This window comes from Chitinophaga filiformis (assembly GCF_900102545.1).
GTDB classification, from domain to species: Bacteria; Bacteroidota; Bacteroidia; order Chitinophagales; family Chitinophagaceae; genus Chitinophaga; species Chitinophaga filiformis.
This window is the reverse complement of record NZ_FNBN01000001.1, coordinates 1,638,323-1,665,124: the sequence shown is the minus strand read 5'-3', so window position 1 is coordinate 1,665,124 and position 26,802 is coordinate 1,638,323. Positions and strand designations below refer to the sequence as shown.

Below are 26,802 nucleotides of genomic sequence, written 5' to 3'. Positions count from 1 at the left end.
AAGATTCGGTACGACTATACTACACCTATAATGCATTTCTATAACGTTTCCCGTTCCCGGGGTTGCCACCCCGCGTTTTTCGTTCCCGGGTTGCATCCACGTTTCCGTTCCCGGGGTTGCATCCCGCGTTTTCGTCCCCGGAGTTGCACCCCGGGCTACAAACAATGGGACTCCTGCCGGAGTCCTATTATGGTTTGTTGATGACATTTGACGTAAAGATTCGGTGCGACTATACCCGAATACATACCCTATTTCCCCTTCATTCCCCGGGAAAAAGTATAAATTAGTACACACACATCAACTGTTTAACACCAACAAAATGCTAAGAAGACCTATCGTCCTGCTGATGCTGACAGGCATTGCCTGCCTTACGGCCAGGGCACAATCAACAGAAACCCAGCTACTACGCTCCCCATCTATCAGCCAACATCAGATCGCTTTTAACTATGCCGGCGACATATGGACCACAGATGAAAACGGGCAACATCCTCAGCGTATCACTGTCAATCCCGATGTAGAAATAGACCCTATGCTGTCTCCAGATGGCAAATGGATTGCCTTCAGCGGCAACTATGAAGGCAACGTCGATATCTATGTTGTGCCTGCAAATGGCGGTATTCCGCGCCGTATCACGTACCATCCGGATGCTGATATCATACGCGGATGGCATGGTAATGATAAGGTCCTTTTCGCCTCTACACGTCAGTCCATTTCACCCCGTTTTCAGCAACTGTACGAAATTAGCCTGGAAGGAGGCATGCCGGTAAAGCTGAAGATGCCGGAGGCACACCAGGGTAACATCTCCCCTGACGGATCATACACTGTCTATATTAAGAATCCTGACCCAACGGAAAGAGGCGGTACTTATCATCCGTTTAAGCACTACAGGGGCGGTAATATGCCACGTGTCTGGATATTCAACAACCAGACAAATGCAGTGACAGAGATCCCTGATGCGGGCTCCAACAATATTCGCCCTGTATGGCTGGGCAATGACGTTTACTTCCTGAGTGACCGTAATGGCACCATGAATGTGTTCCGCTATTCAGTGTCTGCCAAAACAGTTACGCAGATAACAAACCACAAAGACTATGATGTAAAAACGCTTTTCTCCGACGGGAAAACACTGGTATATGAGCAGGGCGGTCGCATCAACAAATGGGATGCGGCATCAGGCAGGAGCACCGCACTCAGTATCAGCCTACAGGCGGATTTTCCTTATAAACGTCCCCATTATGTCAATGCATCACTCAATACGCTGGGCAGCATCAGCCTCTCTCCTACAGGTGTGAGGGCTGTGGTACAGTTCAGAGGCGATATACTGACCGTGCCGCTTGAAAAGGGCGATGTACGCAATCTTACTGCCACACCCGGCATTCATGAACGCACGCCGACATGGTCTGCAGATGGCAAATCCATAGCCTATTTCTCTGATGCCAGCGGTGAATATGCCCTGCATATCCGTGATCAGAAGGCAGAAAAACCTCCTGTGATCATCTCACTGGAACCAGGCTTCTATTATAGCCCTGTATGGTCGCCGGATAGTAAAAAGATCGTATTCAGAGATAAACGTCTGCGCCTGTTATATGTGGATGTTGACAGCAAGAAGATCTCCGTGATAGACGAAGACACCTACGATCGTCCTGACCAGAACTTTGATGCCAACTGGAGTCCTGACTCCCGCTGGATCACCTACAACAAAAGATTGCCAAACAGTCTGCAGGCCGTCTTCCTGTATAACCTTGCAGACAGGAAGAACTATCAGGTCACTGATGGTCGCAGTGAGGCCAATGAGCCGGTATTCAGCAAGGATGGCAAATACCTGTTCTTCTATGCGAGCACTAACTATGCGCAGAATACAGGCTGGCTGGATATGACCTCCTTTGAACGTAATCCCCTTAGCAATATTTATGCAGTAGTATTAGCCAACAACCTCCCTTCCCCTCTTGTACCGGAGAGTGACGATGAACAGGAGAAAAAAGATCCTGCTGCTAAAGATACCTCTAAGCAAACACGCATAGACCTGGAGAATATTGACCAGCGTATAGTAGCACTTCCTGTGCCCGCACAGAACTACAGACAACTGAATGGTTTGGTGAATGGCAAGCTGTTATACCAGTCAGATAATACGCTTTACAGTTACGATATCGCGAAGCGTAAAAGTGATGTGCTCATGAGTGGCATTAATGGCTATGCCGTGAGCCAGAATGGAGAGAAACTATTGTATGTCACGGGTACGACAGCCGGTATTGTGGGTACTGCCAGTAAAGCAAATCCAGGTGAAGGCACGCTGAACATTGGCAATATCCGCACCGTGGTAGATCCCACTGCTGAATGGAACCAGATGTTTGATGAACTATGGCGCATAGAACGCGATTTCTTTTATGTAGACAATATGCATGGCGCCGACTGGAAAGCTGTGAAAAAAAAATACCAGCGCTTCCTGCCTTATGTAGGCCACCGGGAAGATCTCAACTACCTCTTCAGCGAAATGATGGGGGAACTGGTAATAGGTCATAGCTATGTTAGCCAGGGAGATTTCCCTAAACCGATCACTGAATCTGTAGGTCTGCTGGGGGCAGATTACAGCATCGAAAATGGTCGTTACCGCTTCGCGAAGATCTATTCCGGATTGAACTGGAATCCAAACTTCCAGTCGCCACTGACGCAACCCGGCATCAATGTAAAGGAAGGTGATTACCTGCTGGCGGTAAATGGTGTTCCGCTGGATACCAGGACCAACGTTTACAGCCTGTTTCAGGCTACAGCGGGCAAGCAGGTACGCATACTTGTTAATCAACGGCCGGATACAAGTGGTGCAAAGGAATATACTGTTATACCGGTCACCAATGAGGTGATGCTGCGTCATATGAACTGGCTGGAAGGCAACCGTAAAAAGGTAGACCAGCTCAGTAATGGCAAGCTGGCATATGTTTACATGCCGAATACAGGCGGCGACGGTTACAACTATTTCAACCGCTACTACTTCTCTCAGCTGGACAAGAAAGGCGTGATCGTAGACGAACGTTTTAATGGCGGAGGATCTGCGGCTGACTATGTGATAGACCTGCTGAACCGTGACCTGCTGAACTATTGGGGTACCCGTGAAGGCCAACCTATGACGACACCTGGTAATGCCATATTCGGTCCGAAAGCTATGATCATAAACGGCTATGCAGGGTCCGGCGGTGATCTGATGCCATTTATGTTCCATGAAAAGAAGCTGGGACCGCTGGTAGGTACGACTACCATGGGCATACTGGTGGGCATCTACAATTATCCGCAGCTGATGGATGGTGGCTTTGTGACTGCGCCGCGACTGGGCATCTTCAGTAAAGATGGTAAATGGATCATCGAAAACCAGGGTGTTGCCCCGGATGTTGAGGTGGAAATGACTCCCGCGGATGTTATTGCAGGTAGAGATCCTCAGTTGGAGAAGACAGTGGAATTGCTGATGAAGGAGATCAAAGACACTCCTGCTATGAAGAAGCCAAACGGTCCTGTGAGAGCAGAATAACCTTATTCACTGACCGGATTACTCAGTCCTTTTCCGGCGACGACCAAGCTATCAGGAACTATCGTCTGCAGAGAACTATAATCATCCGAAGTAATGTTATTTTAACAAAGCAGATTTTAGAGAGGTAATTTTCAGGGGTATATATGCTTATTCCCCCGCCTACAGATGCTTTTAACATGGCGTTACCATGGAGTTAAGGTGGAGTTGAGGTGGACTTAAGATGGACTTAATCCGGAGCTGAAGGGGTTAAGATTATATTAGAAACGGGCGTCCGCTGATGCGGGACGCCCGTTTTCGTTACGATATAAAGGTACGACTTATTTGTTACTCAGATACATGCTCTTCTCCTTATACAGGGTTCTGAAGTAAGGGTCCCTGAGATCTTTGATGAAACGGATCGCTTCACCGGTAGATTTCATTTCAGGGCCGAGTTCCTTATTCACACCTGGGAATTTATTGAAGGAGAAGACCGGTTCCTTGATAGCAAAACCGTCCAGTTTCTTCTCGATGGTGAAATCTGTCAGTTTCTTTTCACCCAGCATTACTTTGGTAGCAATGTTCAGGTATGGTACCTGGTATGCCTTTGCAATGAATGGTGTAGTACGGGAAGCACGTGGGTTCGCCTCGATCACGTATACCTGTCCGCCTTTAACAGCAAACTGGATATTGATCAGACCACGGATATCGAGCGCACGGGCAATCTTCTCTGCATAATATTCCATGGTGGTCACTTCCAACGGGCTCAGGTTGAACGCTGGCAGTACGGCGTTACTATCGCCACTGTGGATACCAGCTGGTTCAATGTGCTCCATCACTCCCATTACATGGAAGTTCTCGCCATCAAAGATAGCGTCGATCTCTGCCTCCTGGCAACGATCCAGGAAGTGGTCGATCAGGATCTTATTACCCGGCAGGTGTCTCAGCAGGCTGAGTACAGATGCTTCCAGTTCTTCTTCATTGATCACGATACGCATACGCTGACCACCCAGTACATAAGATGGGCGTACCAGCACAGGATAGCCTACTTCCTTGGCTACTTCTATAGCGTCATCAGTATTGTATGCAGTACCATAATTCGGATAAGGAATATTCAGTTCTTTCAGAAGGTCGGAGAAACGGCCACGGTCTTCTGCGATATCCATGTTATCGAAAGAGGTACCGATGATCTTAATTCCTTTTTCTTCCAGGCGTTTAGCCAGCTTCAGGGCTGTTTGTCCGCCCAGCTGTACGATCACCCCTACCGGTTTTTCCAGTTCGATAATTTCCCAGAGGTGCTCCCAGAATACCGGTTCGAAGTACAGTTTGTTGGCCATATCGAAGTCGGTAGATACTGTTTCCGGGTTACAGTTTACCATGATAGCGTCGTATCCGCAATCCTGGATGGCCTGCAAACCGTGTGTACAGCAGTAGTCAAACTCAATACCCTGACCGATACGGTTAGGACCTGAGCCCAGTACGATCACTTTCTTCCTGTCGGAAGGTTTGCTTTCGTTTACAGTATCAAAGGCAGAATAGAAGTACGGTGTGATAGCCTCAAACTCGGCACTGCAGGTATCCACCATCTTGTAGGTACGTGTGATGCCCAGTGCTTTACGTTTTTGATATACTTCATCTTCTTCGCAGTTACCGAACAGGTGTACCAGCTGCATATCGGAGAAGCCCATTCTCTTGGCGTCGTTCAGCAGTTCTTTTGGAACAGTATCCAGATCATGCTCCATCAACTGCTTTTCCATGTTCACGATATCGTTAATCTGGTTCAGGAACCATTTATCGATATAAGTCATCTGGTGGATATGCTTCACGGAAACACCTTCCATCAGGGCGTCTTTAATACGGAAGATACGGTCCCAGGTAGGCGTCTTCAGTCTTTCTACCAGCTGCTCACTCTTCATGGCAGATTTACCGTAGTAACCGAGGCCCAGGGCATCGTTTTCCAGGCTCTGACAGGCTTTCTGCAAAGCTTCAGGGAAGGTACGGCCGATAGCCATTACTTCACCTACAGACTTCATCTGTAAGCCCAGGGTCTGATCAGCACCTTTAAATTTATCGAAGTTCCAGCGTGGCATTTTTACGATAACGTAGTCCAGCGCAGGTTCAAAGAAAGCGGAAGTAGTTTTGGTGATCTGGTTTTCCAGTTCATCCAGTGTATAACCTATAGCCAGTTTCGCAGCGATTTTGGCGATAGGATAACCGGTGGCTTTGGATGCCAGTGCAGAAGAGCGGCTTACACGAGGGTTGATCTCGATAGCGATCAGTTCTTCGTTTTCAGGATTCAGTGAAAACTGTACGTTACAACCACCGGCGAAGTTACCGAGGTCACGCATCATCATCTGAGCCTTGTTACGCATGTCCTGGAAAGCGGTATCGCTCAGGGTCATGGCTGGCGCAACTGTGATGGAATCACCGGTATGGACACCCATTGGGTCCAGGTTCTCTACGGTGCAAATGATCACAACGTTGTCATTGGCGTCTCGCAGCAGTTCAAGTTCGAACTCTTTCCATCCCAGTACCGCTTTTTCTACCAGTACTTCATGGATGGGAGATGCCTGCAAACCGCGCTGTAAAGCTTCGTCCAGCTCATCCTTGCTGTGAACGAAACCGCCTCCGGTACCACCCAGGGTGAAGGAAGGACGGATTACCAGCGGGAATCCTATTTCCTGGGCAAATTCTTTACCCTCGAGGAAGGAGTTGGCTGTTTTAGCCGGCGCAACAGGTACACCCAGGCGAATCATCCACTGGCGGAACTGCTCGCGGTCTTCAGCCTTATCAATGGCCTTGATATCCACACCGATCAGGCGAACATTGTATTTCTGCCATATTCCCAGCTCATCCACTTCTTTACAAAGGTTCAGTGCTGTTTGTCCACCCATGGTAGGCAATACGGCATCGATCTGCTGTTCTTCCAGTATCTGTTCTATACTTTCTACCGTTAACGGTAACAGGTATACCTTATCGGCCATCATAGGGTCAGTCATGATAGTAGCCGGATTGGAATTGATCAACACTACCCTGATACCTTCCTCGCGCAGCGAACGGGCTGCCTGGGAGCCGGAATAGTCAAATTCACAAGCCTGGCCAATAATAATAGGACCAGAACCAATAATAAGAACAGATTTGATAGAAGAATCTTTCGGCATTTGCGTATTCTATTGAAAAATTTGAAACCTTACTGATTTTATTACCATTCACCCGACAAAAAAATCGTGCAAAATTAAGGGTTTCAAAATTTATTGTTGCAATTAAATTTAACGCATGCAGAAGCTCAGTGCTGTAAATCCTTTACTGACAAGCGCTTAGCCTGACGAATAATATTAATATACATATTTATCCCGAGCCACTCCTGTTTATGCATCCGGGACGGCCCACATATCCGGAAAAACACATATATTTATGGCAGAACTGTTATTGCGCTTTTTAGACCCGGTATGAAAAAACATAATTCCTTAATACCGTAGTGAAATCCCGGAAGAGAAGGTAATCGTATATAATATGATTTATCCGTCATATTATACTTATAGCATAAATGGGTGGCAATATTTTAGAGAGATTAAGAGACACAGTAAATGGAACGATGAGCATTTGGGCGTAATATTTAAACAACAGTAATTATAAATCTGATCATTAATTCAAACCCTGATACCTGATGAAAAAAGTTCTATTTTTCGGGATGCTGGCATGCAGTCTTGCATTTTATGCCTGCAAGAAAGACGCTAAAGAGGATACCGGTGGCGACGAACCACCTGCAAAAATTGACACAGTTTACCTCAGCGACAGAGCGCTACTATCAACCAAAGTAAAAGTTGCCTTTGGTATTTCCACTCCAGGAGCTATACCTGCGGCAACAACAGCAAGCGGAACCCCTGTGCTTGTAGAGAATAAAAACATTGTAGACGCTATCAGCGGCCGTTATATCGTTATCAAACCTACTTTCAGTTATTATGAGTCTACGATTAAGGGCTATCATGTGTCTATCGTTGGCAGCAGCCTGCATTTTGAAGTAGATTATTCTGCCAGCCGTGGCTTTTACAGGCAGGCACCTCAGCCGGAAGGTTCCCTGTTCCGTCAGGGCGATTATGTAGACTCTTCCATTATTGTCAAACTGCCTAAATACATTGTAGGAGATACCTTATCGCTGACTTATGCCGCTTATGACTCACTGGGTCATATCAGCAACCATGTACTGGCGCATGTACGTATCCACAGCCAGAATGGTATTGCTGACTTCCAGGATTTTGTCGGCTCCTGGAAAGTGAACCGGAAGACAGATAAAAATGGCGTATGGCAGAACTACTATATTCCTGATACGTCCTATACCAATTTCACCTGTGCGAGTGGCAAGGTGCAATACTGCCTGAATAATCAGCAGAGTTGTTTTTCCGGTATTGCGGCCATTACAGCGGTAACGAAATACGACCTGATGTTTACAGACATGAATGAATACAGTGAGCTATTCTCCGCTACGCTTTCCCGTGTTGTGATGGACAATTCGACCTGCGATAAACTGGCTTATGGCACCCAGACGGTAAGCAAACTCGAAAAAGGCGGATGGTCATTCAATCCTCAGACAAAGATCATGACCATCGTGGTTGACAACAATGGCATTGAGTCCGATAATTTTTATTCCTACCAGGCAAAGATCCTGGAAATGACGCCTCAGCTGGTTACTTTAGTGAGGCTCGACAACACTTCTTATACAGTGGAACTTGTTAAAAAATAATCATCTCTTTATTTCAACATATGCAAGGGGCTGATCGTAATGATCAACCCCTTTTATTTATCTAAAACCTCCTCCCGGTTGCACTGGGGGCTACAAACATAACGGCCACCTGACGGAGCCGATTGACGTTTTGTTAGATGTATTGTTATATACCGGATACAAATACGTCCCCGGATTACCAACGGCGTTACAAACACAGCATCTGACGGAGCCGATCTATGGAAGATGAAAACTCATGAAAGGTACACCGGCCATATCCAGCGTTTCAAGTTGATCCTACAATTAAGCTTTTACTTTCTTGCTCATTACAGCGATAAACATGCCCATCAAAGCAATGATGGTAAACGAAATGCGCAAACTTGTAGCCTGTGCCACAAACCCGATCAGCGGAGGACCAGCCAGGAAGCCGAGATAACCTATCGTAGACACAGCTGCCAGCGCCATACCAGGAGCAGCTGGCTTACTACGTCCTGCGGCACTGTATACCAGCGGCACTACCGAAGATACACCTGCTCCTACAAGCAGGAAGCCAAATATGGCAGTAGCGAAATATGGTAATGTTACAGCTATCAGCAATCCACCTGCGGTCAGGGCACCACTCACCTGCAACATCCTTTTAGTACCGAAACGTACTGTCAGCCAGTCGGCCACAAAGCGGAACGCTGCCATGGTACTCATAAATGCGGTATAACCCAGACCGGCAGTTTTATCTGAAGCCTGTACTACTTTCCTAAAATACACACCACTCCAGTCGAACATCGTGCCTTCACAGATCATGGAACAGAAAGCGATGATACCCAGTATCAGCAGTACCTTGTCGGGCCAGGCCAGTAAAGGTGTCTTTTCTGCGCCAGCTGGCGCATCGTGTGTTACCGCATACCTGATAGCCACTCCCACAATAACGATACCCAGCACCATAATGAACAGGAAATGCTGATAAGGCACTATCGCCATCGCCGCCATACCAGAACCGATGGATGCACCTGTAAATCCACCCAGGCTCCAGAGTCCGTGAAAGGAGGCCATAATAGAACGGCCATACATCGCTTCTACAAGCACAGCCTGCGTGTTAACCGCAATATTGGCCATGTTGCCGCAGAAACCGAACAATACCAGGCAGCCAAATAACTGCCAGCTTGATCCGGCCAGGCCGAGTGTGGGTAATATCCCTGCGTACAGCAGACCGGCAATCATCAGCACCTGGCGACTGCCGTATTTGCCAACCATTACTCCGGCTACCGGCATCGATAACATAGAGCCTATAGGTAAGGCCAGTAACATACTACCCAGGGCACCTTCGGAGAGATGCAACTTTTCCTGGATGACCGGAATCCTGGATGCCCAGCTGGAAAAGCATAGGCCAGTCAGAAAAAACAGGGCGCTTACGGCAATGCGTGTGGTTCTTTTGTGCGAATGACTGATTGTCAATTCCATATTTGTTGGCTTTGAAATACTTAAACTTTCTTGTTTGTCAGATAACATTTATTCCAAGCTGGCGGTAAGGTGCTGCCAGTGCTACGCCCGCTTCGTCTGTTATAATTGTGTCCATCGCTGTTATATTACATACCTTATAAGGCTCCGCAGTACCCATCTTATCACTGGTTACCAGCGCAATTACTTTATTGGCTGACTGTACCATCACGTTCTTCACTGCTGCTTCGTCCATATCCGGTCCTGTTACCCCTACTTCGGTATGCAGACTACACACTCCCATAAAACAAATATCCGCCCGTAGTTTTTCCAGCATCCTGATCGTATCCAGCCCAGAAGTGACCTGAGAACTCTTGAAGATCCTGCCGCCGGTAAGGATGACCTCCACGCCCGGGTGCTCCATTAATTGCATAGCAATGGGGATACTTGGCGTCACTACGGTGAGCTGCAGTGAAGGAGGAAACAGTTTTACCAGGGCATAGGTGGAAGTACCTCCATCCATAATGATCGTCTGTCCGTTATGCAGAAAAGACAATGCCTTGGTAGCAATCGCTCTTTTATCGTCTTCATGGATGTTGATACGCTCATTAAAAGCAAACGGATTGGGAGAATGCGGAATAGCGCCTCCTCTGACCTTGATAAGCAGGCCATTCTGGGCCAGTACTTCCAGGTCGCGCCGCACCGTATCTTCAGATACCTGCAGATCATTGCTCAGCTCTGTATGCAGCACCTTATGGTCTGTCTGCAGCTTCCTGAGTATATAATCAAACCGCTCTTCTTTCAGCATATTCTTGCAATTTCCTGCAAAAATATGAAACATCTTGCAATATCATGCTATGTATTTTCAGTAAAAAGGCTAACTTTGCAAAAAACAGCAGAATATGGCAAGAATTGCAATAGACATGGACGGCGTTATGGCAGATACCACCCAGCAATACATTAACTGGTATGCCGAACGCTATGGCGTGCAGGTAGATAAAGCAACATTATACGGACAACCGGAAACATCCGGATTTCCTCATGGGAAGGAAGTGATACGCGGGTTCTTGTATGAGCCGGGATTCTTCAGGACGAAACCGGTTATAAAAGATAGTCAGGAAGTGATCAAAGCTTTATATGATAAACACGAAGTATTCATCGTATCTGCCGCAATGGAGTTTCCTAATTCATTACCGGAGAAACTGGAATGGCTGGAAGAGTTCTATCCGTTTATAAGCTGGCAGAACATTGTATTCTGCGGATCCAAAACAATTGTGCAGGCCGACTATATGATAGACGACCACGTAAAGAACCTGCAACCGTTCAAAGGAGAAGCACTGATGTTCACTGCTCCGCATAACGTTCATGTAACTGATTTTAAAAGGGTCAACAGCTGGGAAGAAGTAGGCGCGTTGTTATTATAAAACTACAGGTCAATCCTGGCCCTGTTGTTCACGCTATTATAGGCATAACCTTCCGGGTCAGTGGCCAGTCCTTTCCATACGGGTAGGTATAGCAGCTCGTAGGCCCGATGTTCAAACGCTTCGGCATCGGCGATGCGTTCGGAGGTATAATCACACCATGACAAACCTCCCCCGGGCCATTTTTTATTTAGCTCTTCCAGGATAGCGGTCATAAATGCCGGCCACCATATGTCGAGGGAAAGGGCCACTTCCCGTATGATCAGGTGCACGGCAGATGGCATAAAAGTATAATCTTCCACTTTTATCAACGCATTCCGCTGGTCGCTATTCAGCCTGGCGGCCAGGATATCTGCATACCGCTTTTCAGTAAATGCCTCTCCTGCAACGCCGCAGATGGGCATTACCAGATACCATACAGGAGGATCAAATGCATTAGGCAGATAGTTCATCAAAGCACGTTTGATAATACCATTATCATTATAGTAATTCACGTAAAACTATAATAATTTCATTACACCATAAAAAACCTGGGAATCACTTTCTGCGTGTTGTGGGTTGAAAATGAAAAGAATATGGTTATTGGTATATAGTGCCTTTCAAACAGATATGCTTTTTCCTGACTTAGCCTTTTTTTGAACGGGCCTGTTTACGTAACTGCAGAATGTCTTTCTTGGCTGTTTCAAGTCCTTCTTTCAGCGAAGAATAACTTTTTAATAACTGGTTATGCTCTTCCAGCAGCTTATAATATTTTTCCCGGAGTGCGAGCATTTCGTCATTCTCTGCCTGTCTGGAGTCTTCCATTGAGCCAGGATGCAGAAACGTGTTGGTCGTCATCTCCAGGGCTCTGACCACCCTATCCAGTTCTTCCGCTCCGAAATTTTCTTTTTCGAAAAGATTATACATCGTTCTCCGGCTCATGCCCAGTCGTTTTGCCAGCCTTGTCTTATTGAGGCCCCGCTCTCCGATCAGCTCCATCAGCCGGCCACCGTGATGTAATACTGTATGCTCGTTTCCTTTTTCACTATTGGAAGAAGGGACGCTGTTCCATTCATAAAAGTCTTCGGGAGTGATGCCGATAATCTCACAAAATTTTTCGAGTGTGCTTCGCTTCATATCACTTTTACGCAAGTGATAGTGCGCAATCTGGTTGGTGAAGCCGGCCATGTCAGCAAAGTCGACTATCTTGATTTTCTTCTGTTTTAATATTTGTTTTAGGCGTTGGCCCATGTGGATTAACCTGGACATTATGCTATATTTTACTAACAGTGGATTGCGTTGGTGCGCAATTCATACAATATAATAATAATTTCCATTTCATTATCACAATTGGAAATTCATATAGACAATATAGTTATCTCCCTGATAATGCCAATTCGCTATCATTTTCAGACAACAATTCCGTTTACAATCTTCTCCGGCTAAAAATGTTTACATTTTTTGTCATAACGTTTAAAGCATACTATATAATTATCTGTAAAAGAATAATTTGCAAAGATTATAAATATAGTTGTGCAAAATTTCTCATGATAATGTGTTTATAAATATATTTGCTTATATCACAATGATAATTAGTACAACTAAAATACTCTCAGTTAATCGTAATCACATTTAATCAAAATTTAGCAAAATGAAAAAAACAATGCCCTCGACGTCGCATCCGATCAATTTATTACAGGATGTGCATTCAAGGATGATCAATCTGCCAATCTATTTCCGTGAGCGTGTATGTGAGGAATGTTCCTGGAGCATCCCTACATTCTATCGCAAGATGCGTAGCGCACTAAAACCGGGCAGTGACAAAGAAAGGATTACTCCTAATCTTAGCAATGCGGAAAAGGAAAAAATCATGGCAGTTCTTGATGAAGTGTATGAGAGCTTTTGGGAGTACTGTGAGAAATACAGGAAAAAACCAACCAAAAAGTAAGTAGATTCCGGACGTTCATGCCTATGCCCTTTAGAGTTAACTTCCACTTTCCGGATCTTCCCAATAACAAAACCCCTTACCAAGCTCCTTCTTACTCTTTTTACACATATACAGGATTCTTATTGACTATTGCCCATTTTTACTAAATTTAAGCTGCAGATTATTGATAACACGTTACTTAACAATGAACAATAAAAACTGATTGCAGCTATGGCTTATCCGTACCAGATCAAGAGCTTAGAAGAGTATCAACAGAATTACCAGCAAAGCGTAATGGACCCGGAAGGCTTCTGGGCGAATGTAGCTGATCACTTTTATTGGCGGCGGAAGTGGGACAAGGTGCTGGACTGGAATTTTAAAGACCCCGATGTGAAATGGTTTACCGGTGGTAAACTCAACATCACAGAAAACTGCCTTGACCGTCATCTCGGCACTCTTGGAAATACCCCTGCAATTATCTGGGAGCCCAACGACCCCGAAGAACGCCACCGTGTTATCACCTACCGCGATCTTTATAACAAAGTATGTCAGTTTGCCAATGTGCTGAAGAATAACGGTGTCAAAAAAGGAGACCGTGTCTGCATATACATGGGTATGATACCAGAACTGGCCATTGCAGTACTGGCCTGCGCCCGCATCGGCGCTATTCATTCAGTAGTATTCGGTGGCTTCAGCGCCCAGTCTATTGCCGACAGGATCCAGGATGCACAGGCCAGCCTCGTTATTACCTGCGACGGCGCTTTCCGCGGTAACAAAGATATTCCACTGAAATCGGTTATTGACGACGCGCTCATGGGCTGCCCTTCCGTTAAAAAAGTAATTGTATGTACCCGCACACGCACGCCTGTCAGCATGATCAAAGGCCGTGATCTCTGGTGGGAAGACGAGATCAAACAGGTGGAAACCATGGGTAATCCGCCCTGTGCCGCCGAAGAAATGGATGCAGAAGATATGCTGTTCATCCTTTACACTTCCGGCTCTACCGGCAAACCTAAAGGCGTTGTACACACCTGTGCCGGTTACATGGTGTATGCCAACTATACCTTTGTCAATACATTCCAGTATCAACCAGGCGAAGTTTACTTCTGTACTGCAGACGTAGGCTGGATCACCGGTCACAGCTACATTATATACGGTCCTCTCAGCGCCGGCGCTACCACGCTGATGTTTGAAGGTGTACCTACTTATCCTGATGCCGGCCGTTTATGGTCCATCGTTGATAAATACCGCGTTAATATTCTCTACACCGCCCCTACCGCTATACGCAGCCTGATGGGTTATGGTCTGGGTCCGGTAAATCATAAAGATCTCAGCTCTCTGAAGAAACTCGGAAGCGTGGGGGAACCTATTAACGAAGAGGCATGGCATTGGTTCAAGGATCATATTGGTAAGGGTCGCTGTCCTATTGTTGACACCTGGTGGCAAACCGAAACAGGAGGTATTATGATCACTCCTATCGCCGGTATTACCAAGGAGAAGCCTGGTTACGCAACCTTACCATTACCCGGTATACAGCCTATTCTCGTTGACGAAAACGGAAAAGAAGTGCAGGGTAACAACGTAAATGGTAACCTCTGTATCAAGTTCCCATGGCCTGGTATGTTGCGTACTACCTATGGCGATCACGAACGTTGCCGTACCACTTATTTTGCTACATACGAGAATCTCTATTTCACAGGAGATGGTTGTCTTCGTGATGAAGATGGCTACTATCGCATTACCGGCCGCGTAGATGATGTACTCAACGTAAGCGGACACCGTATCGGTACTGCTGAAGTGGAGAACGCTATCAATATGCACGCGGGTGTAGTAGAAAGCGCTGTTGTAGGTTATCCGCACGATATCAAAGGTCAGGGCATCTATGCTTATGTGATTACAGAAAGACAGGTGCACGATCCGGAACTAACTAAGAAAGATATTCTTCAGACAGTATCCCGTATCATCGGTCCGATTGCCAAGCCAGATAAGATCCAGTTTGTAAGCGGACTGCCGAAAACACGCTCCGGAAAGATCATGCGCCGCATCCTGCGTAAGATTGCAGAAGGAGAACTGGATAACCTGGGAGATACTTCTACCCTACTCGATCCGGTAGTGGTTGATGAGATCAAGAGGGGAAGACTTTAACAGAAAGCAACATTCATATTATAAAAAGGGCTGACATGTTCAGCCCTTTTTTCGTATCTTTATGCGCCCGAAGTAAAAAACCTATATCTATACAGGACAAATAACCAAAAACCTCTTTAATACCGTTTCCCATTTACCAACAACATATCTATGAAAAGATTATTATTCCTTGCCTTGTCATGCAGTCTGTGGGCGTGCAAAGATGACGAAGTAACGCCCAATGTGCAGCCTTCCAATAAAACCACTGCAAGTGTTACTGTTTGGGACACCAAACAATGGAGCCCGGAACAACCTAAAGGCGTTCTTTCGGAAGGTGCTACAGTCGCATTATATACCTCCCAGCAAGATTACCTGAGCCAGAAACCAGCATTTACTGCCACTACCAATGCCAGTGGTGTAGCCGAATTTGGTAATATCCCTGAAGGAGAATATTTCATGGTAGCCTCCAAAAATGGCATGACCAATACCTGGAGAGACGCTCAAGGTATGACCAGGGTATCTGATACGCTCTTTCAGACAGAAGCCGAGATCAATGATCCTACACAACCTATCCAGGAGAATGCGCTTCCCGGCGATTTCAAATACAGAGATCTGAACGGCGATGGCATGATTAACAATAATGACGTTGCGGAAGCTCCGTTCTTTACGTTCGTTGTTAAAAAAGATTCCGCAAACAAAACCCGGGCGTTGATCGGATCTAACGTTAATCACGCGTATGGGACTGCCGCTGCAGTAGAAGAAGCATTCAGCCTTGAGTATCAAAAGATCAGCGCAGCCCATCAACAAATGGTGATGATTGATGGTATACTCAGCGATGAAGCAGATTGCCAGTTTGCGAACCTGCCGGCCAGCTGGTGTGAACTGAATAACTTTACATTTACCGCTGCCAACAGCATTGTTGAAAGTGCCTGGAAATCACATTACACCAGTATCTTTCATCTAAACAGAATGCTGGCAAGCCTGAATGGCATTCAGGGGGACGTCACTGCCCTCAGAGCCCAGATCAGGTCATTCAGGGCTTACCTGTATCTTCAACTCTACACCTATTTCGGAAACCTGCCCACAACAGATAAACTGCTGATGCCTTCAGGTATTTCCCGCGGTTCAGACATTGAGACCAGGATCTTTATTAAAAATGAACTGAAGGCCTCATTGGTGGGATTAACCGACGAAGTGCCAGCAAACAAACCATGGTATATGAGAGCAGCCGGCGTTTACATGATGCTGGCAAGACTGGCAGTGATGGAAAGAGATAGCCAGTCCGCTATTGATTATACAGGTAAGGTTATTGCAACACACATGTATGCACTGGCAGATTCCGCAGCAGTCTTTACGGCTCCTGCCAGCAGTGAGATCATCTGGAATATGACAGCCAGCATGACTTCTCCTTTCAAGGACTATTTTATCCGCGGAGGACTGAAAGTAGATTTCTGCCCTACCATCCGTTATACTGAAACATATCTGCTGAATGCCTGGGCTAACCTGTTCTATGGCGAGTATGGCGAAGCCAACAAGGCACTCAATACTGTTCGCACAAGAGGTAAGAAACTTCCCGTTACATTGACCACCGCTGAAGCGCTCTTTAATGAATTTGATGCACTATGCAAAGAAGAACTGTACAGAGAAGGATATCGTTTCGCAAACCTGGTCATCTTCCAAAAAGCCACAGCAGTACTTGGTAGCAAAGGATATCAGGACAAGCACGCACATTTGCCAATTCCGACATCAGTGCTTGACACCTATCCCAATCTTGTTCAGAACGTAGGGTATTAAGACTCGCTGATATTCACAGCAGCTATTCTTTTCCGACAATAATATCTGTTAAAAAAGCGGGTGTATCAACAATGATATATCCGCTTTTTTTACTTTTACTTTATGAAGCTTCTGAAACGTACCCTTCGCGTACTTCTCGTATTATTCCTATTACTGAATATCATTGCCGCTTTCCACGCCTGGAAGTTCACCCATTTCTATGCAGCAGGTACCTTCAGGAATAAAACCCCGGAACAAATGAGTGTACTGGAAAAAGCGCAGATGTTACTGCTGGGCGTACGTATCTCAAAGTCCCTGGTGAGACATACCCCCGACGCTCCCTACGAAACTATTCACCTAACCACCGCCAATGGCTTACAATTGGAAGGATGGTGGATGCCCACTCCTTCCTCTAAAGGGACCGTTATTCTCTTCCATGGCTATGGTGGTAGTAAAGACGGACCAATTCCTGAAGCGGAATATTTTCAGAAGCTGGGCTACAATGCACTGCTGGTCGACTTCCGCGCACACGGCAATAGTGAAGGTAATGTATGCACTGTAGGTTATAAAGAGGCAGAAGATGTGATGCTGGCTTACAATTTCGTACAAAAAAAGGGAGAGAAACATATCCTGTTGTGGGGCGTAAGTATGGGAGCAGCCGCTATTCTGAGAGCAGTCCCCCTCTATCATCTGCAACCTGACAAAGTGATCCTGGAGTGTTCTTTTGCTACACTTACAGACGCTGTTAAAGGCAGGATGCGCGCCGTAGGACTACCCGGTAGCCCGTTTTCAGAATTGCTTACCTTCTGGGGAGGTGTAGAGAATGGCTTCTGGGGCTTCAGCTACAATCCGGACGAATATGCAGAACGCATTACTATGCCTGCATTAGTTTGCTGGGGCGTACACGATACCCGTGTCACCAGGCAGGAAACCATCAGTGTTTATCAGCATCTCGGTACAAAGAAAAAGGAGCTGGTCATTTTTGAAGAGTGCGGGCACCAATCATTTTGCAGGAGAGAAGGCGCAAAATGGAAGCAACATGTGCAGGAGTTTCTGGCAGCCAGATAGCCGCCACCTTTCATAAACACACATAAAAAAAGCACGCTCCACCCGAATGAAGCGTGCTTCACAAGACCAACATCCGCCTTTATGATAATCATGATACCGAGTTATCCCGGTATCACTACAATGCTCCTGGCCAGGCCATAGTGGCACCGTTCTTAATCATGAATAGCATGTAAGATCTTACGAATGCGTTTCTTAAAGTAAAGGTAAGCATGCACACTGCTATGTGCATTACAGCATCAACGTCTTATTACAACAGGTGTCCCAACCTTGATAATATCATACAGTTCACTCACGTCTCCATTCTTCATGCTTACACAACCCAGGGTCCAGTTAATACGGCCCTCCACATAGTTGTCCCTTATACCGGAGTTCCATTCCACACCATGAATGCCAATACCACCACCAGGTGTAGCGCCCGCAGCGATCTGCCCTTCTTCCTGCAACTGGTGGAACCTGTTCCAGGCTGCCTCATTCGGGTAATCCAACAGCATAAAACGATTCCAGAGCTTATCCACTCTCTTGCTTAATACATGAAAAGTTCCTTCGGGCGTCAGGCGGTCTCCTTCCTGCCTTTTGGGCGACTGGTCCTTGTTTCCGAAAACTACCTTGTAGATCTTACGTAAGGTGACATCTTCATACAAATACATGCGATAGTCACTTTTGTCGATCAGTAAAAATACCTTGTCGGGATCTATGTTGCCCGGATGTATCTTCACGTTGTACAGGTAATCCTCGTCACCTTTATTAGTAGTAAATCCTGATACACTCAGTGTCAGCACCAGGAGTATCAACAAGCAATAGCGATTCATTTTCACAGGGATTTTGCACTAGTATTAACGTTGAGCGTCAACACATTATTGCAAATGGTTAAAAATTCAGATCGCAAAAATAAAGAACCATCCGGAATTTCCGTCAGATGATCTCTGTACGGAACCGGATGGTTCATGAATATATGCGACTATGCCGCTATGTATTTTATACTATTGCTGTTCTGATTAGTACCCGAAGATTTCCTCCAGAGATACTTTCTTCGCATCTCCATACTTCTTCAGATCGTCCAGGCTAATCTTCTTTTCTGAAGCCAGGATGCAATAAGTGTAAGGTTTCTTTGCAATATTCTGTTCATGGAACGCTTTCACATTTTCAAATGTGATACCGTCAATCTGTGAATACACTGTTTTACGGTAATCGGTATCCAGTCCCAGTTTCTTTGCTGCCAGGTAGTTGAAGATGATACCATCCTGGGTGATACGTTCCGTTTCTATATCCTGTTTCAGGCTCTGTCTGGCAGTTTCAAACAGTTTGTCAGAACGCGGAATGTCATTCAGCAGTTCATTCATACCATTGATTGCTTCATTCATTTTATCTGCCTGACTACCTACGTAAGCCACTACAGAATAACGTGCATCCTTCTTATCTGGAGTAGCGTAATAAGCGTAGGTAGAATAAGCCAACGCCTTGGACTCGCGGATAGTCTGGAATACAATGGACCCCATGTTACCACCAAAGTAACCGTTGAACATGTCTACCAGTGCTGTATTCTCAGCTTTATAGGTGTCTGTGTTCCTTACCCAGTTCACTTCAGACTGTACCATGTCATAGTCTGTAAACAATACCTGGTTGTTGCTCTGATCAATTTTATCAAACTTGATAGCAGCAGGTACCGGCTTCAGCGTCGCTGGTATAGTATGTTCTTTCTGTACAGCTGCTATAGTGGCATCCAGTGTCTGCGGACCATAATAGATAACTGAATGTTGGTATTCCGGCAAAGAATGCAGCACATCTACCAGTTGCTGTGCGGTAATACCATCCAGGTCGGCCTGGCTCAGCTGATTATTGAAAGGATTCTTTGAACCATACATTGCATAATTCGCCAGTCCTTTCAGGATGTTGCCTTTATTCAGTTTACTGTCTGAACGGCTTTTTGCGAGGCGCCCTTTGAAGGCTGCCAGGGCCTGTTCGTTCGGCTGACAGTTCTTCAACAGATGCTCGAACAGGGATACTGCTTTATCAAAATTCTCCTGTAAGCCGCTAATGCTGATGGTAGTAACATCTGTACCTGCGGATACATTGAAGTTACAGGCGATGTTATAGAATTCCTTACTGATCTGCTCTGTAGTATATTTATCGGTTCCCAGGAACTGGAGATACTGAGCTGCCAGCGGTAACAGTTTATTGTTCCAGCTTCCCATCTCGAAACGGTAGTACAGGCGGAACAGACTGTTGTCTTTATTCTGAACATATAATACATCCGCAGCACCCAGTTTACCTTTCTGGATATCCTTATTGAAGTCCAGCCACAGTGGCTGGATCTTGGATGCAGGCATGGCGTTGATCTCTTTCAGGAAGACAGATTGCGCCTCGCGGTTTACTTCCACCGGTGTAATAGCCGGCTTCTCTACCTTCTGGATATTTTTGTCTTCGCCCTTACGTTTATAAATCAACACGTAGTTGTTAGCAAAGTATTTATTGGCGAAATCAACGATCTGCTGTTTCGTTACTTTACCCATATCATCTACAAAGGATACATCTGTCAGCCAGTTCTTTCCTCTGTGTTTGATAAAGCCATCCATCAATGCACTGGCCCGGGTGTTGTTACTTTCCAGCCCCTGCAGTTCAGACAGCTTAGCGTTGTTCACAATGGCTTTTACCATTGTCTCGTCAAACTCTCCTTTCTTCAGGATTTCCAGTTGTCCGAGTAACAGGTCTTTTACCTCTTCCAGGGTCTGTCCCTGTTTGGCAGTACCGTTCAGAGAGAACACAGAGTAGTCTTTCCATGGCATTACTCCTGCACTTGCTTTCAGCACTTTCTGCTGTTTGTTGATATTCAGATCAAGCAGACCGGCCTTACCGTTGTTCATCACCTCGGATACTACTGAGAGCAGTACATTAGACTTCACATCCAGTGCGCCGGGCATACGGAAGGCAATCATTACGTTTTCTGCGTCAGGACCAAACACCTCTTTTACCACAGGCGCTGTCATTGGTTTCTCTACGGGCGCCTTGTACTCGTTAACCGGTTTGGCGTGCATGTAAGAGAAAGCCTTATCTATCTGTCTGATCACCTGGTCAGGATCGAGATCTCCCGCCATTACAATAGCCATGTTATCCGGCACGTAATAGGCGTTATAAAAATCGCGGATCGCTTTCAGGGATGGATTCTTCAGATGTTCTATTGTACCGATGGTGCTCTGCTGACCATAGTTGTGCGTTGGGAACAGGGAAGACAGCATCAGTTCATAAGACTTACGGGCGTCATTATCCAGGCCTCTGTTCTTCTCCTCATATACTGCTTCCAGCTCGGTATGGAACAGGCGGAACACCGGGTCTTTGAATCTTTCTGCCTGTACGGCCAGGAATTTATCTACTACGTTAGAAGGAATGTCTTCTTCATAGATCGTCTCTTCCACCCAGGTATGTGCATTGGTACCCTGTGAGCCCATGCCTGCCATCAGTTTGTCATACTCGTTGGCAATGGCATACTTTGCCGCCAGTCCGGATACGCTGTCTATCTGATGGTATACCGCTTTACGGGCGGTAGCATCACTGGTATGATTGTAGTTATCATACAGGCCCTCGATCTTATCGAGATAAGGCTTTTCCTTGGACCAGTCCAGGGAGCCGAACTGCTGGGTACCTTTAAACAGGAGGTGTTCCAGGTAGTGGGCCAGACCGGTATGATCGTGCGGATCGTTGTTACTACCCGCGCGCACACCAATCAGTGTCTGAATACGTGGATCCTTCTTGTTAACGCTAAGCATAACGGTCAACCCGTTTTTCAGTGTGTAGAAGCGTGCCTTCATCGGATCGTTGGTAATATACTTGTAAGTATATCCCCCGGATGTGCTCTCTTTCCACTCATACTTTTGTTGTGCCCCTGCGATAGTGGACATAGCACAGGTTACCAGCAATGAAGAGATTGCTTTTTTAATGAGGTTCATGTATTGGTTTTTGAAAATTTACCAAATATAATGGTAATGCCTGGATGTGAGGCAACAGGAATTTGTTAAAAGGGACTAAAAGATGAGCAATGGCCTATCTTTTCCAGTCGTGTTCCGCGATGGGTCCGTACTCGATATTAACAAAAAGTGCATCAAGGGCAACAGGGGTTTCCGCATGAGTTAAAAACAAGGGGCGCTCATAAGAGAGGCCATTAAATGATAACCCATCATTTTGTCCCGGATGATGGGCATAAACTTTCACTCCCACAATTCTCTTCTCACATGAATGAGCCCATACAATAAATCCGGTACAGGCCAGAAAAGCAATAAAAGAACGCATACTAACAGATTTTGATCCCCCGAAAAAACGTTAAAAGCTATTTAAACGTATCCCTATTGAGAAAGGATACTGTTCCAAGCCATAATCGTGCAATGGGGTTAACGCAAAATTACCATAAAGTTTGAGAGGTCCATAACCAATATCACCCGTTAGGCTTAATTTCCACTTGTTGAGGTTGAATTCATCCACTTTTTTCTCCTTTCCCCTTTCTCTGCTGATCTGTTTCGTCCGGGCTTTTACGAGGTATCCCCCCATTACTCCCATTCCCATTTTGAACGCTCTTGAGGGGCGGGCCGGATTACTATTGAAATTCAGCATTACTGGTACACTTAGGTATTCAGCGAACAACTTATTCTTGGAAAAATTCACATTATCGCGGATAATCTGGGTGGGGTATCCTGGTACATAGGTAATATTTCTCGCAAAGCGGTAGTTATTCATTTCAACGCCTAAGGCATAGATCAGGTTCAATTTGTGTTTATAAATATTCAACCGTTGCTGGAAGAGCCAGATGTTAACATTGATGGACTTCCCGGTAATCAGTTTAAATTCAGACGGTGTAAGCGGCGCACTTCCTCCACGTGGTGCAAGGGTATTCAAACCAGCTGCGGAATAGGTAAATGACTTATTATAGATATCTGATACTCCATTGGGCGCATAATAAGATAAAGCAACGGCCCCACTATAATCACTGCGATCTATATAATTATTGAATCCCAGGTCTACAACAAACCACCTGGTTTGCAGGTTCTTTTTCAACTTCTCCCTGGCGTATGCTGTATCATTGTAAACCTTAAAGATGCGTTTACCCTTCGTGTCCTTTCCCTTCACGATGATCAGCCCTTTGATCTGGATAGTCTCCACCAGGCTGTCGGCGGTCTGGGCACTTGCACCAACGCTTACAATAAGTAGTAACAATAAATAGCGTAAAACTTTACACTTCATATCAAAAAAGTTCATTCATCGGATTATTTCTTCTTACGGGACAGGAATCTGGCTACGTTCGCTACTCCATTAAGTAGTTTACTGTCTCCATTCATTGTCACAGCCACCACCAGCTCGCCATTTGTCGGCGCTGAGGGAGCAGGAGGCGCGTCATTGATCTTTTCAGCATTTGCCATAACAGCTGTTTTCTCCGGTACTGCTGTTACGTTTTGTGCCAATATTTTTTCCTGTTGTTCCGTCTTTTCCTGCAGTCGCTGTACTACTTCTCCGGAAGTAGATGCTGGTTGCGGTAGTTTGGCCAATGCCGGCAGGCGGTTGTCTGGCAGACGATCAATAGCGGCTTCCTGTGGTTGCTTTTCACTCACAGTTGTTTCAGGTACTACCGTCTTGTTCATCCTGTTATCGGCGCCTTTCTGCGCAATAACATTCGCCTGGGATGGCTTGCCAACGGTGTTGCCGTTAGCCTGCGCAGTCACATCTGCCTCGATTTTCTCATTGGCGGCAGTGGTATTTGCTACCTCTCCCGTGGTGGACTTGCCTGCAGTATTACCTGCATCTGCCAGAGATGAAGTGTTCGCCTGCTGCGGCTGGTCCGCTGACTGTTTTGCTGCCGGAGAATCGCCTTTGGCAGCTGACTGATTAGCAGCCATTTGCGGAGCTTCTCCTGAACGCTGGCCGGGAAGCAACCAGACACTCAATCCTACCACTACTGCTGCTGCAGCGCTCCACCACCACAACGGCCGTACTTTGGAACGCTCCCTTCTTCTATATAGCGATGCTTTATTCCCAAATGTTACAGAAAGATCGGGCGTTAATCTGGCGGCCTGCAGCAGCGACAGCTCCCGCTGTATATGAGGGTACTGGCTGATCAATGCCTCCAGCTCCCTTTTTTCAGACACACTCAGTTCATTATCAACATAATTCAGCAGGAAACGTTCATAATTTGTAGCAGACAGCACGCCGGCATTTTTATAAAGCGCTTGTTTATCATCAAACATCACCTCTTCGTCAGGACTCAGCTTTGTGGCCTCCAGCAACGCCAGTTCTTTCCGGGCTTCCGGATGCTGCTGCATAAAGGCTTCCAATGCGGCCATTTCTTCCCCGTTCAGCTCACCATCAACGGCGCTGAGCAGAAATTCCTCGTAGTTCGATATGTTTATATTAACTGCCAAATCAAAGACATATAATTAATATGCAATATTACTTGATTCCCTTTACCTGTACTAGATCACATTTTCCATCTTCACCAGGTACTGTTTCAGGTGCAACCGGGCTCTGTGCAGATAAACCTTTACCTGTGAGGGATTTAGCTGCATAATTTCTCCTATTTCCTCATAGCTGTACCCTTCATAATCCTTTAATAGAATAAGCGAACGCTGAACATCCGTGAGTTTGTCCAATGCCTTCTCCAATACTTTTTTTGCGTCATGGATCCGTTGTTCGGAGATCTTCGTTTCTTCTTTGAAATCATCCACCAGCGTAATACGCTTCACTTTACGGACATGATCTATCATATTGTGGTAGGCAACAGTAAACAGGTATGACTTGCCTTTTTCAAAAGGCACATCGTTACAGTGCTTCCACAATATTTCAAACGCATTCTGTACAACATCTCTGGCGTCCTCGGTATGGTCTAAATTTTTAACAATAAACCGGAAGAGATTGTCCGCGTACAGGTCCACGCATTGATTGTACTCCTTTTCCGTCATCCGGGTGTTGCGGGATTTTAGTGCTAATGTCCGACAATTACTTTATATCCACTCATCTCCTCTTTCTTTTCCACCACACTGATCTCCTGTGCGCCGTTGCTCTGCACGTATCGCTTCCGGACGGCAAGTTCCCGCATGGCACGTTGCCATCCTTCAATAGCGCGGAAATTTAAACTCAGTCCGGACCCCGTTACCACACAAAGACCGAACTACAGGATCAACGTGCAGACATTACTATGACGCAGAGCAGTCCCCAAATGTTACACCCCCGTCAAACTTTTTCCAGCTCCACCACAAAAGCCCGCATGGGTGGTGGAATCGTAATACTTTTATTGACATAACTTTGAACCAGGTTACAAAATCTGCTATTTATGAACCAAAAATTCATTGCCCGCCTTCAACAGGAACTGGATGAAATACGCTCCGCCGGACTCTTTAAGAACGAGAGAGTGATCACTTCTGAACAAGGTGCTGAGATTCAGGTAGGTGGAAACACCGTTATTAACTTCTGTGCTAATAACTACCTGGGCCTTTCCAGCCATCCCGATGTGATCAGGGCGGCCAAAGATGCCATTGATACCCATGGATATGGCATGAGCAGTGTCCGTTTCATTTGTGGTACCCAGGATATTCACCGTGAGCTGGAACTGAAACTGGCAGAATTCCTTGGTACTGAAGACACTATCCTTTACGCAGCAGCCTTCGACGCCAACGGCGGCGTATTCGAACCGCTCTTCAATGAAGAGGATGCCATCATCTCTGATGCCCTCAACCACGCTTCTATTATTGACGGGGTACGCCTCTGTAAAGCACAGCGTTTCCGTTACGAACATAACAATATGGCCGACCTGGAGGCAAAACTGCAGGAATCGGCCTCCCTCCGCAGCCGTATCATCGTAACAGATGGGTCATTCAGCATGGACGGCACCATTGCCCAGCTGGACAAGATCTGCGATCTGGCAGATAAATACGATGCGATAGTAATGATCGATGAAAGCCATTCTTCCGGCTTCCTGGGTAAAACCGGTCGCGGTACCCATGAATACCGTAATGTAATGGGACGTATAGATATCATTACCGGTACCCTTGGTAAAGCCCTCGGCGGTGCCTCCGGTGGTTTCACCAGCGGTAAGAAAGAGATCATTGACATGCTGCGTCAACGTAGCCGTCCTTATCTCTTCTCCAACTCCGTAGCTCCCAGCATTGTTGGTGCTTCCATCTCCGTACTGAAGATGTTAAGCACTACCACGGCGCTCAGAGACAAACTGGAATACAACACCCGTTACTTCCGTACCAAAATGACGGAAGCGGGCTTCGATATCAAACCTGGCGACCACCCTATCGTTCCCGTAATGCTGTACGATGCAGTGCTGAGCCAGCAGTTTGCTGATAAACTGCTGAAAGAAGGTATTTATGTGATCGGCTTCTTCTTCCCCGTAGTGCCCAAAGGCCAGGCCCGTATCCGTGTACAGCTTAGCGCTGCCCATGAACAGGCGCACCTGGATAAGGCGATTGCAGCCTTTACCAAAGTGGGTAAAGAGCTTGGGGTACTCAAAGAAAAGATTGCACAATAATATATATGTAGAGGATGCTATATTAGAAAATAGCTTCAGAAAAATCAAAAACGAGCTGTAAAGGCTGGTCTGCGGACCAGCCTTTTTTATTTTTTCCAGAAACCCACTTCCCAGGTACTAAAATGGGCAGATAATCGTCTTTAGTTCCTTTCTGGTAGCATCTGTTCCCTACACTTTCATATCACAATACCGTCATTTCCATATCATTTTACCGGCATCTCTATATCGAATCGATATATATATGAGCCTAAAGTGATGGTGAAATGACGGTATAGCGATATGGAGATATAGAAATCAAAACGAACTCAAAGCGGTTTTAGGCAAATCTTTACCCTAAATACCTACTTTTGCAGCACT

At 46.1% G+C, this 26,802-nt stretch carries 20 protein-coding genes; 8 read left to right on the top strand and 12 right to left on the bottom strand.

Annotated elements, in window-relative coordinates:
- The first annotated feature begins 319 nt into the window (after positions 1-319).
- Positions 320-3,517: a S41 family peptidase gene (locus tag BLR32_RS06905; RefSeq protein WP_089829838.1), complete on the top strand. Its 3,198-nt coding sequence runs from the start codon at positions 320-322 to the stop codon at positions 3,515-3,517.
- A gap of 317 nt (positions 3,518-3,834) precedes the next feature.
- Here BLR32_RS06905 and carB read toward each other — a convergent pair whose 3' ends face one another.
- Positions 3,835-6,654, bottom strand: a complete 2,820-nt coding sequence (gene carB / locus BLR32_RS06900) for a carbamoyl-phosphate synthase large subunit (RefSeq protein ID WP_089829835.1) — start codon at positions 6,652-6,654, stop codon at positions 3,835-3,837.
- A gap of 506 nt (positions 6,655-7,160) precedes the next feature.
- Between carB and BLR32_RS06895 the strand changes: the two genes are divergently transcribed.
- Positions 7,161-8,234: a hypothetical protein gene (locus BLR32_RS06895; RefSeq protein ID WP_143011375.1), complete on the top strand. Its 1,074-nt coding sequence runs from the start codon at positions 7,161-7,163 to the stop codon at positions 8,232-8,234.
- Positions 8,235-8,516: 282 nt separating this feature from the next.
- On the opposite strand, the gene BLR32_RS06890 is transcribed toward BLR32_RS06895, so the two are convergent.
- Positions 8,517-9,668 (bottom strand): MFS transporter, encoded by a 1,152-nt coding sequence (locus BLR32_RS06890; RefSeq protein WP_089829991.1) that lies wholly within the window; start codon positions 9,666-9,668, stop codon positions 8,517-8,519.
- Positions 9,669-9,705: 37 nt separating this feature from the next.
- Positions 9,706-10,452: a DeoR/GlpR family DNA-binding transcription regulator gene (locus tag BLR32_RS06885; RefSeq protein WP_089829989.1), complete on the bottom strand. Its 747-nt coding sequence runs from the start codon at positions 10,450-10,452 to the stop codon at positions 9,706-9,708.
- 94 nt (positions 10,453-10,546) lie between these two features.
- Here BLR32_RS06885 and BLR32_RS06880 point away from each other — a divergent pair, with 94 nt between their 5' ends.
- Positions 10,547-11,068, top strand: a complete 522-nt coding sequence (locus tag BLR32_RS06880) for a 5' nucleotidase, NT5C type (RefSeq protein WP_089829831.1) — start codon at positions 10,547-10,549, stop codon at positions 11,066-11,068.
- Between the two features lie 2 nt (positions 11,069-11,070).
- Here BLR32_RS06880 and BLR32_RS06875 read toward each other — a convergent pair whose 3' ends face one another.
- A complete protein-coding gene (locus BLR32_RS06875; protein ID WP_089829829.1) occupies positions 11,071-11,559 on the bottom strand; it encodes a hypothetical protein in 489 nt (162 codons plus the stop codon).
- Positions 11,560-11,689: 130 nt separating this feature from the next.
- Positions 11,690-12,313 carry a helix-turn-helix domain-containing protein gene (locus BLR32_RS06870; RefSeq protein WP_089829827.1) on the bottom strand — a complete coding sequence of 208 codons (624 nt, stop codon included), beginning with the start codon at positions 12,311-12,313 and terminating at the stop codon, positions 11,690-11,692.
- Positions 12,314-12,695: 382 nt separating this feature from the next.
- Between BLR32_RS06870 and BLR32_RS06865 the strand changes: the two genes are divergently transcribed.
- From BLR32_RS06865 to BLR32_RS06850, 4 genes are all read left to right on the top strand, one after another.
- Positions 12,696-12,992, top strand: a complete 297-nt coding sequence (locus BLR32_RS06865) for a hypothetical protein (protein WP_143011374.1) — start codon at positions 12,696-12,698, stop codon at positions 12,990-12,992.
- Between the two features lie 210 nt (positions 12,993-13,202).
- Positions 13,203-15,116 carry an acetate--CoA ligase gene (acs, locus tag BLR32_RS06860; protein ID WP_089829822.1) on the top strand — a complete coding sequence of 638 codons (1,914 nt, stop codon included), beginning with the start codon at positions 13,203-13,205 and terminating at the stop codon, positions 15,114-15,116.
- 150 nt (positions 15,117-15,266) lie between these two features.
- Complete coding sequence (locus BLR32_RS06855; protein ID WP_089829820.1) at positions 15,267-16,889, top strand: RagB/SusD family nutrient uptake outer membrane protein; 1,623 nt, start codon at positions 15,267-15,269, stop codon at positions 16,887-16,889.
- A 102-nt stretch (positions 16,890-16,991) separates the two neighbouring features.
- The gene (locus BLR32_RS06850; protein ID WP_089829818.1) at positions 16,992-17,936 is read left to right on the top strand and encodes an alpha/beta hydrolase; all 945 of its coding nucleotides are present in this window, start codon (positions 16,992-16,994) and stop codon (positions 17,934-17,936) included.
- A 236-nt stretch (positions 17,937-18,172) separates the two neighbouring features.
- Here the strand turns inward: BLR32_RS06850 and BLR32_RS06845 are convergent, their stop codons facing one another.
- From BLR32_RS06845 to BLR32_RS33960, 7 genes are all read right to left on the bottom strand, one after another.
- Positions 18,173-18,745 carry a L,D-transpeptidase family protein gene (locus BLR32_RS06845; RefSeq protein ID WP_089829816.1) on the bottom strand — a complete coding sequence of 191 codons (573 nt, stop codon included), beginning with the start codon at positions 18,743-18,745 and terminating at the stop codon, positions 18,173-18,175.
- Between the two features lie 186 nt (positions 18,746-18,931).
- Complete coding sequence (locus tag BLR32_RS06840; RefSeq protein WP_089829814.1) at positions 18,932-21,877, bottom strand: M16 family metallopeptidase; 2,946 nt, start codon at positions 21,875-21,877, stop codon at positions 18,932-18,934.
- A gap of 94 nt (positions 21,878-21,971) precedes the next feature.
- A complete protein-coding gene (locus tag BLR32_RS06835; RefSeq protein ID WP_089829812.1) occupies positions 21,972-22,217 on the bottom strand; it encodes a hypothetical protein in 246 nt (81 codons plus the stop codon).
- A gap of 30 nt (positions 22,218-22,247) precedes the next feature.
- Positions 22,248-23,162: an outer membrane beta-barrel protein gene (locus tag BLR32_RS06830; protein WP_176842186.1), complete on the bottom strand. Its 915-nt coding sequence runs from the start codon at positions 23,160-23,162 to the stop codon at positions 22,248-22,250.
- Between the two features lie 23 nt (positions 23,163-23,185).
- Entirely contained in the window at positions 23,186-24,334 is a 1,149-nt protein-coding gene (locus BLR32_RS06825) for an anti-sigma factor family protein (protein WP_089829806.1), read from the bottom strand.
- A 51-nt stretch (positions 24,335-24,385) separates the two neighbouring features.
- Positions 24,386-24,871 carry an RNA polymerase sigma factor gene (locus BLR32_RS06820; protein ID WP_089829804.1) on the bottom strand — a complete coding sequence of 162 codons (486 nt, stop codon included), beginning with the start codon at positions 24,869-24,871 and terminating at the stop codon, positions 24,386-24,388.
- A 23-nt stretch (positions 24,872-24,894) separates the two neighbouring features.
- The gene (locus tag BLR32_RS33960; RefSeq protein WP_176842185.1) at positions 24,895-25,068 is read right to left on the bottom strand and encodes a hypothetical protein; all 174 of its coding nucleotides are present in this window, start codon (positions 25,066-25,068) and stop codon (positions 24,895-24,897) included.
- 174 nt (positions 25,069-25,242) lie between these two features.
- On the opposite strand from BLR32_RS33960, the gene kbl reads away from it, so the two are divergent.
- On the top strand, positions 25,243-26,445 hold the full coding sequence (kbl, locus tag BLR32_RS06815; RefSeq protein WP_089829802.1) for a glycine C-acetyltransferase: 1,203 nt from the start codon (positions 25,243-25,245) through the stop codon (positions 26,443-26,445).
- Positions 26,446-26,802: the final 357 nt, after the last annotated feature.

Bases quoted from the DNA above. Each gene is read 5' to 3' on its own strand.
- BLR32_RS06835 (WP_089829812.1), bottom strand. From the start codon at position 22,217: ATGCGTTCTTTTATTGCTTTTCTGGCCTGTACCGGATTTATTGTATGG.
- acs (WP_089829822.1), top strand. From the start codon at position 13,203: ATGGCTTATCCGTACCAGATCAAGAGCTTAGAAGAGTATCAACAGAAT.
- BLR32_RS06895 (WP_143011375.1), top strand. From the start codon at position 7,161: ATGAAAAAAGTTCTATTTTTCGGGATGCTGGCATGCAGTCTTGCATTT.
- BLR32_RS06865 (WP_143011374.1), top strand. From the start codon at position 12,696: ATGAAAAAAACAATGCCCTCGACGTCGCATCCGATCAATTTATTACAG.
- BLR32_RS06820 (WP_089829804.1), bottom strand. From the start codon at position 24,871: ATGACGGAAAAGGAGTACAATCAATGCGTGGACCTGTACGCGGACAAT.
- BLR32_RS06885 (WP_089829989.1), bottom strand. From the start codon at position 10,452: ATGCTGAAAGAAGAGCGGTTTGATTATATACTCAGGAAGCTGCAGACA.
- BLR32_RS06840 (WP_089829814.1), bottom strand. From the start codon at position 21,877: ATGAACCTCATTAAAAAAGCAATCTCTTCATTGCTGGTAACCTGTGCT.
- BLR32_RS06905 (WP_089829838.1), top strand. From the start codon at position 320: ATGCTAAGAAGACCTATCGTCCTGCTGATGCTGACAGGCATTGCCTGC.
- BLR32_RS06850 (WP_089829818.1), top strand. From the start codon at position 16,992: ATGAAGCTTCTGAAACGTACCCTTCGCGTACTTCTCGTATTATTCCTA.
- BLR32_RS06870 (WP_089829827.1), bottom strand. From the start codon at position 12,313: ATGTCCAGGTTAATCCACATGGGCCAACGCCTAAAACAAATATTAAAA.
- BLR32_RS06830 (WP_176842186.1), bottom strand. From the start codon at position 23,162: ATGAAGTGTAAAGTTTTACGCTATTTATTGTTACTACTTATTGTAAGC.
- BLR32_RS06855 (WP_089829820.1), top strand. From the start codon at position 15,267: ATGAAAAGATTATTATTCCTTGCCTTGTCATGCAGTCTGTGGGCGTGC.
- BLR32_RS06880 (WP_089829831.1), top strand. From the start codon at position 10,547: ATGGCAAGAATTGCAATAGACATGGACGGCGTTATGGCAGATACCACC.
- carB (WP_089829835.1), bottom strand. From the start codon at position 6,654: ATGCCGAAAGATTCTTCTATCAAATCTGTTCTTATTATTGGTTCTGGT.
- kbl (WP_089829802.1), top strand. From the start codon at position 25,243: ATGAACCAAAAATTCATTGCCCGCCTTCAACAGGAACTGGATGAAATA.
- BLR32_RS06845 (WP_089829816.1), bottom strand. From the start codon at position 18,745: ATGAATCGCTATTGCTTGTTGATACTCCTGGTGCTGACACTGAGTGTA.
- BLR32_RS06890 (WP_089829991.1), bottom strand. From the start codon at position 9,668: ATGGAATTGACAATCAGTCATTCGCACAAAAGAACCACACGCATTGCC.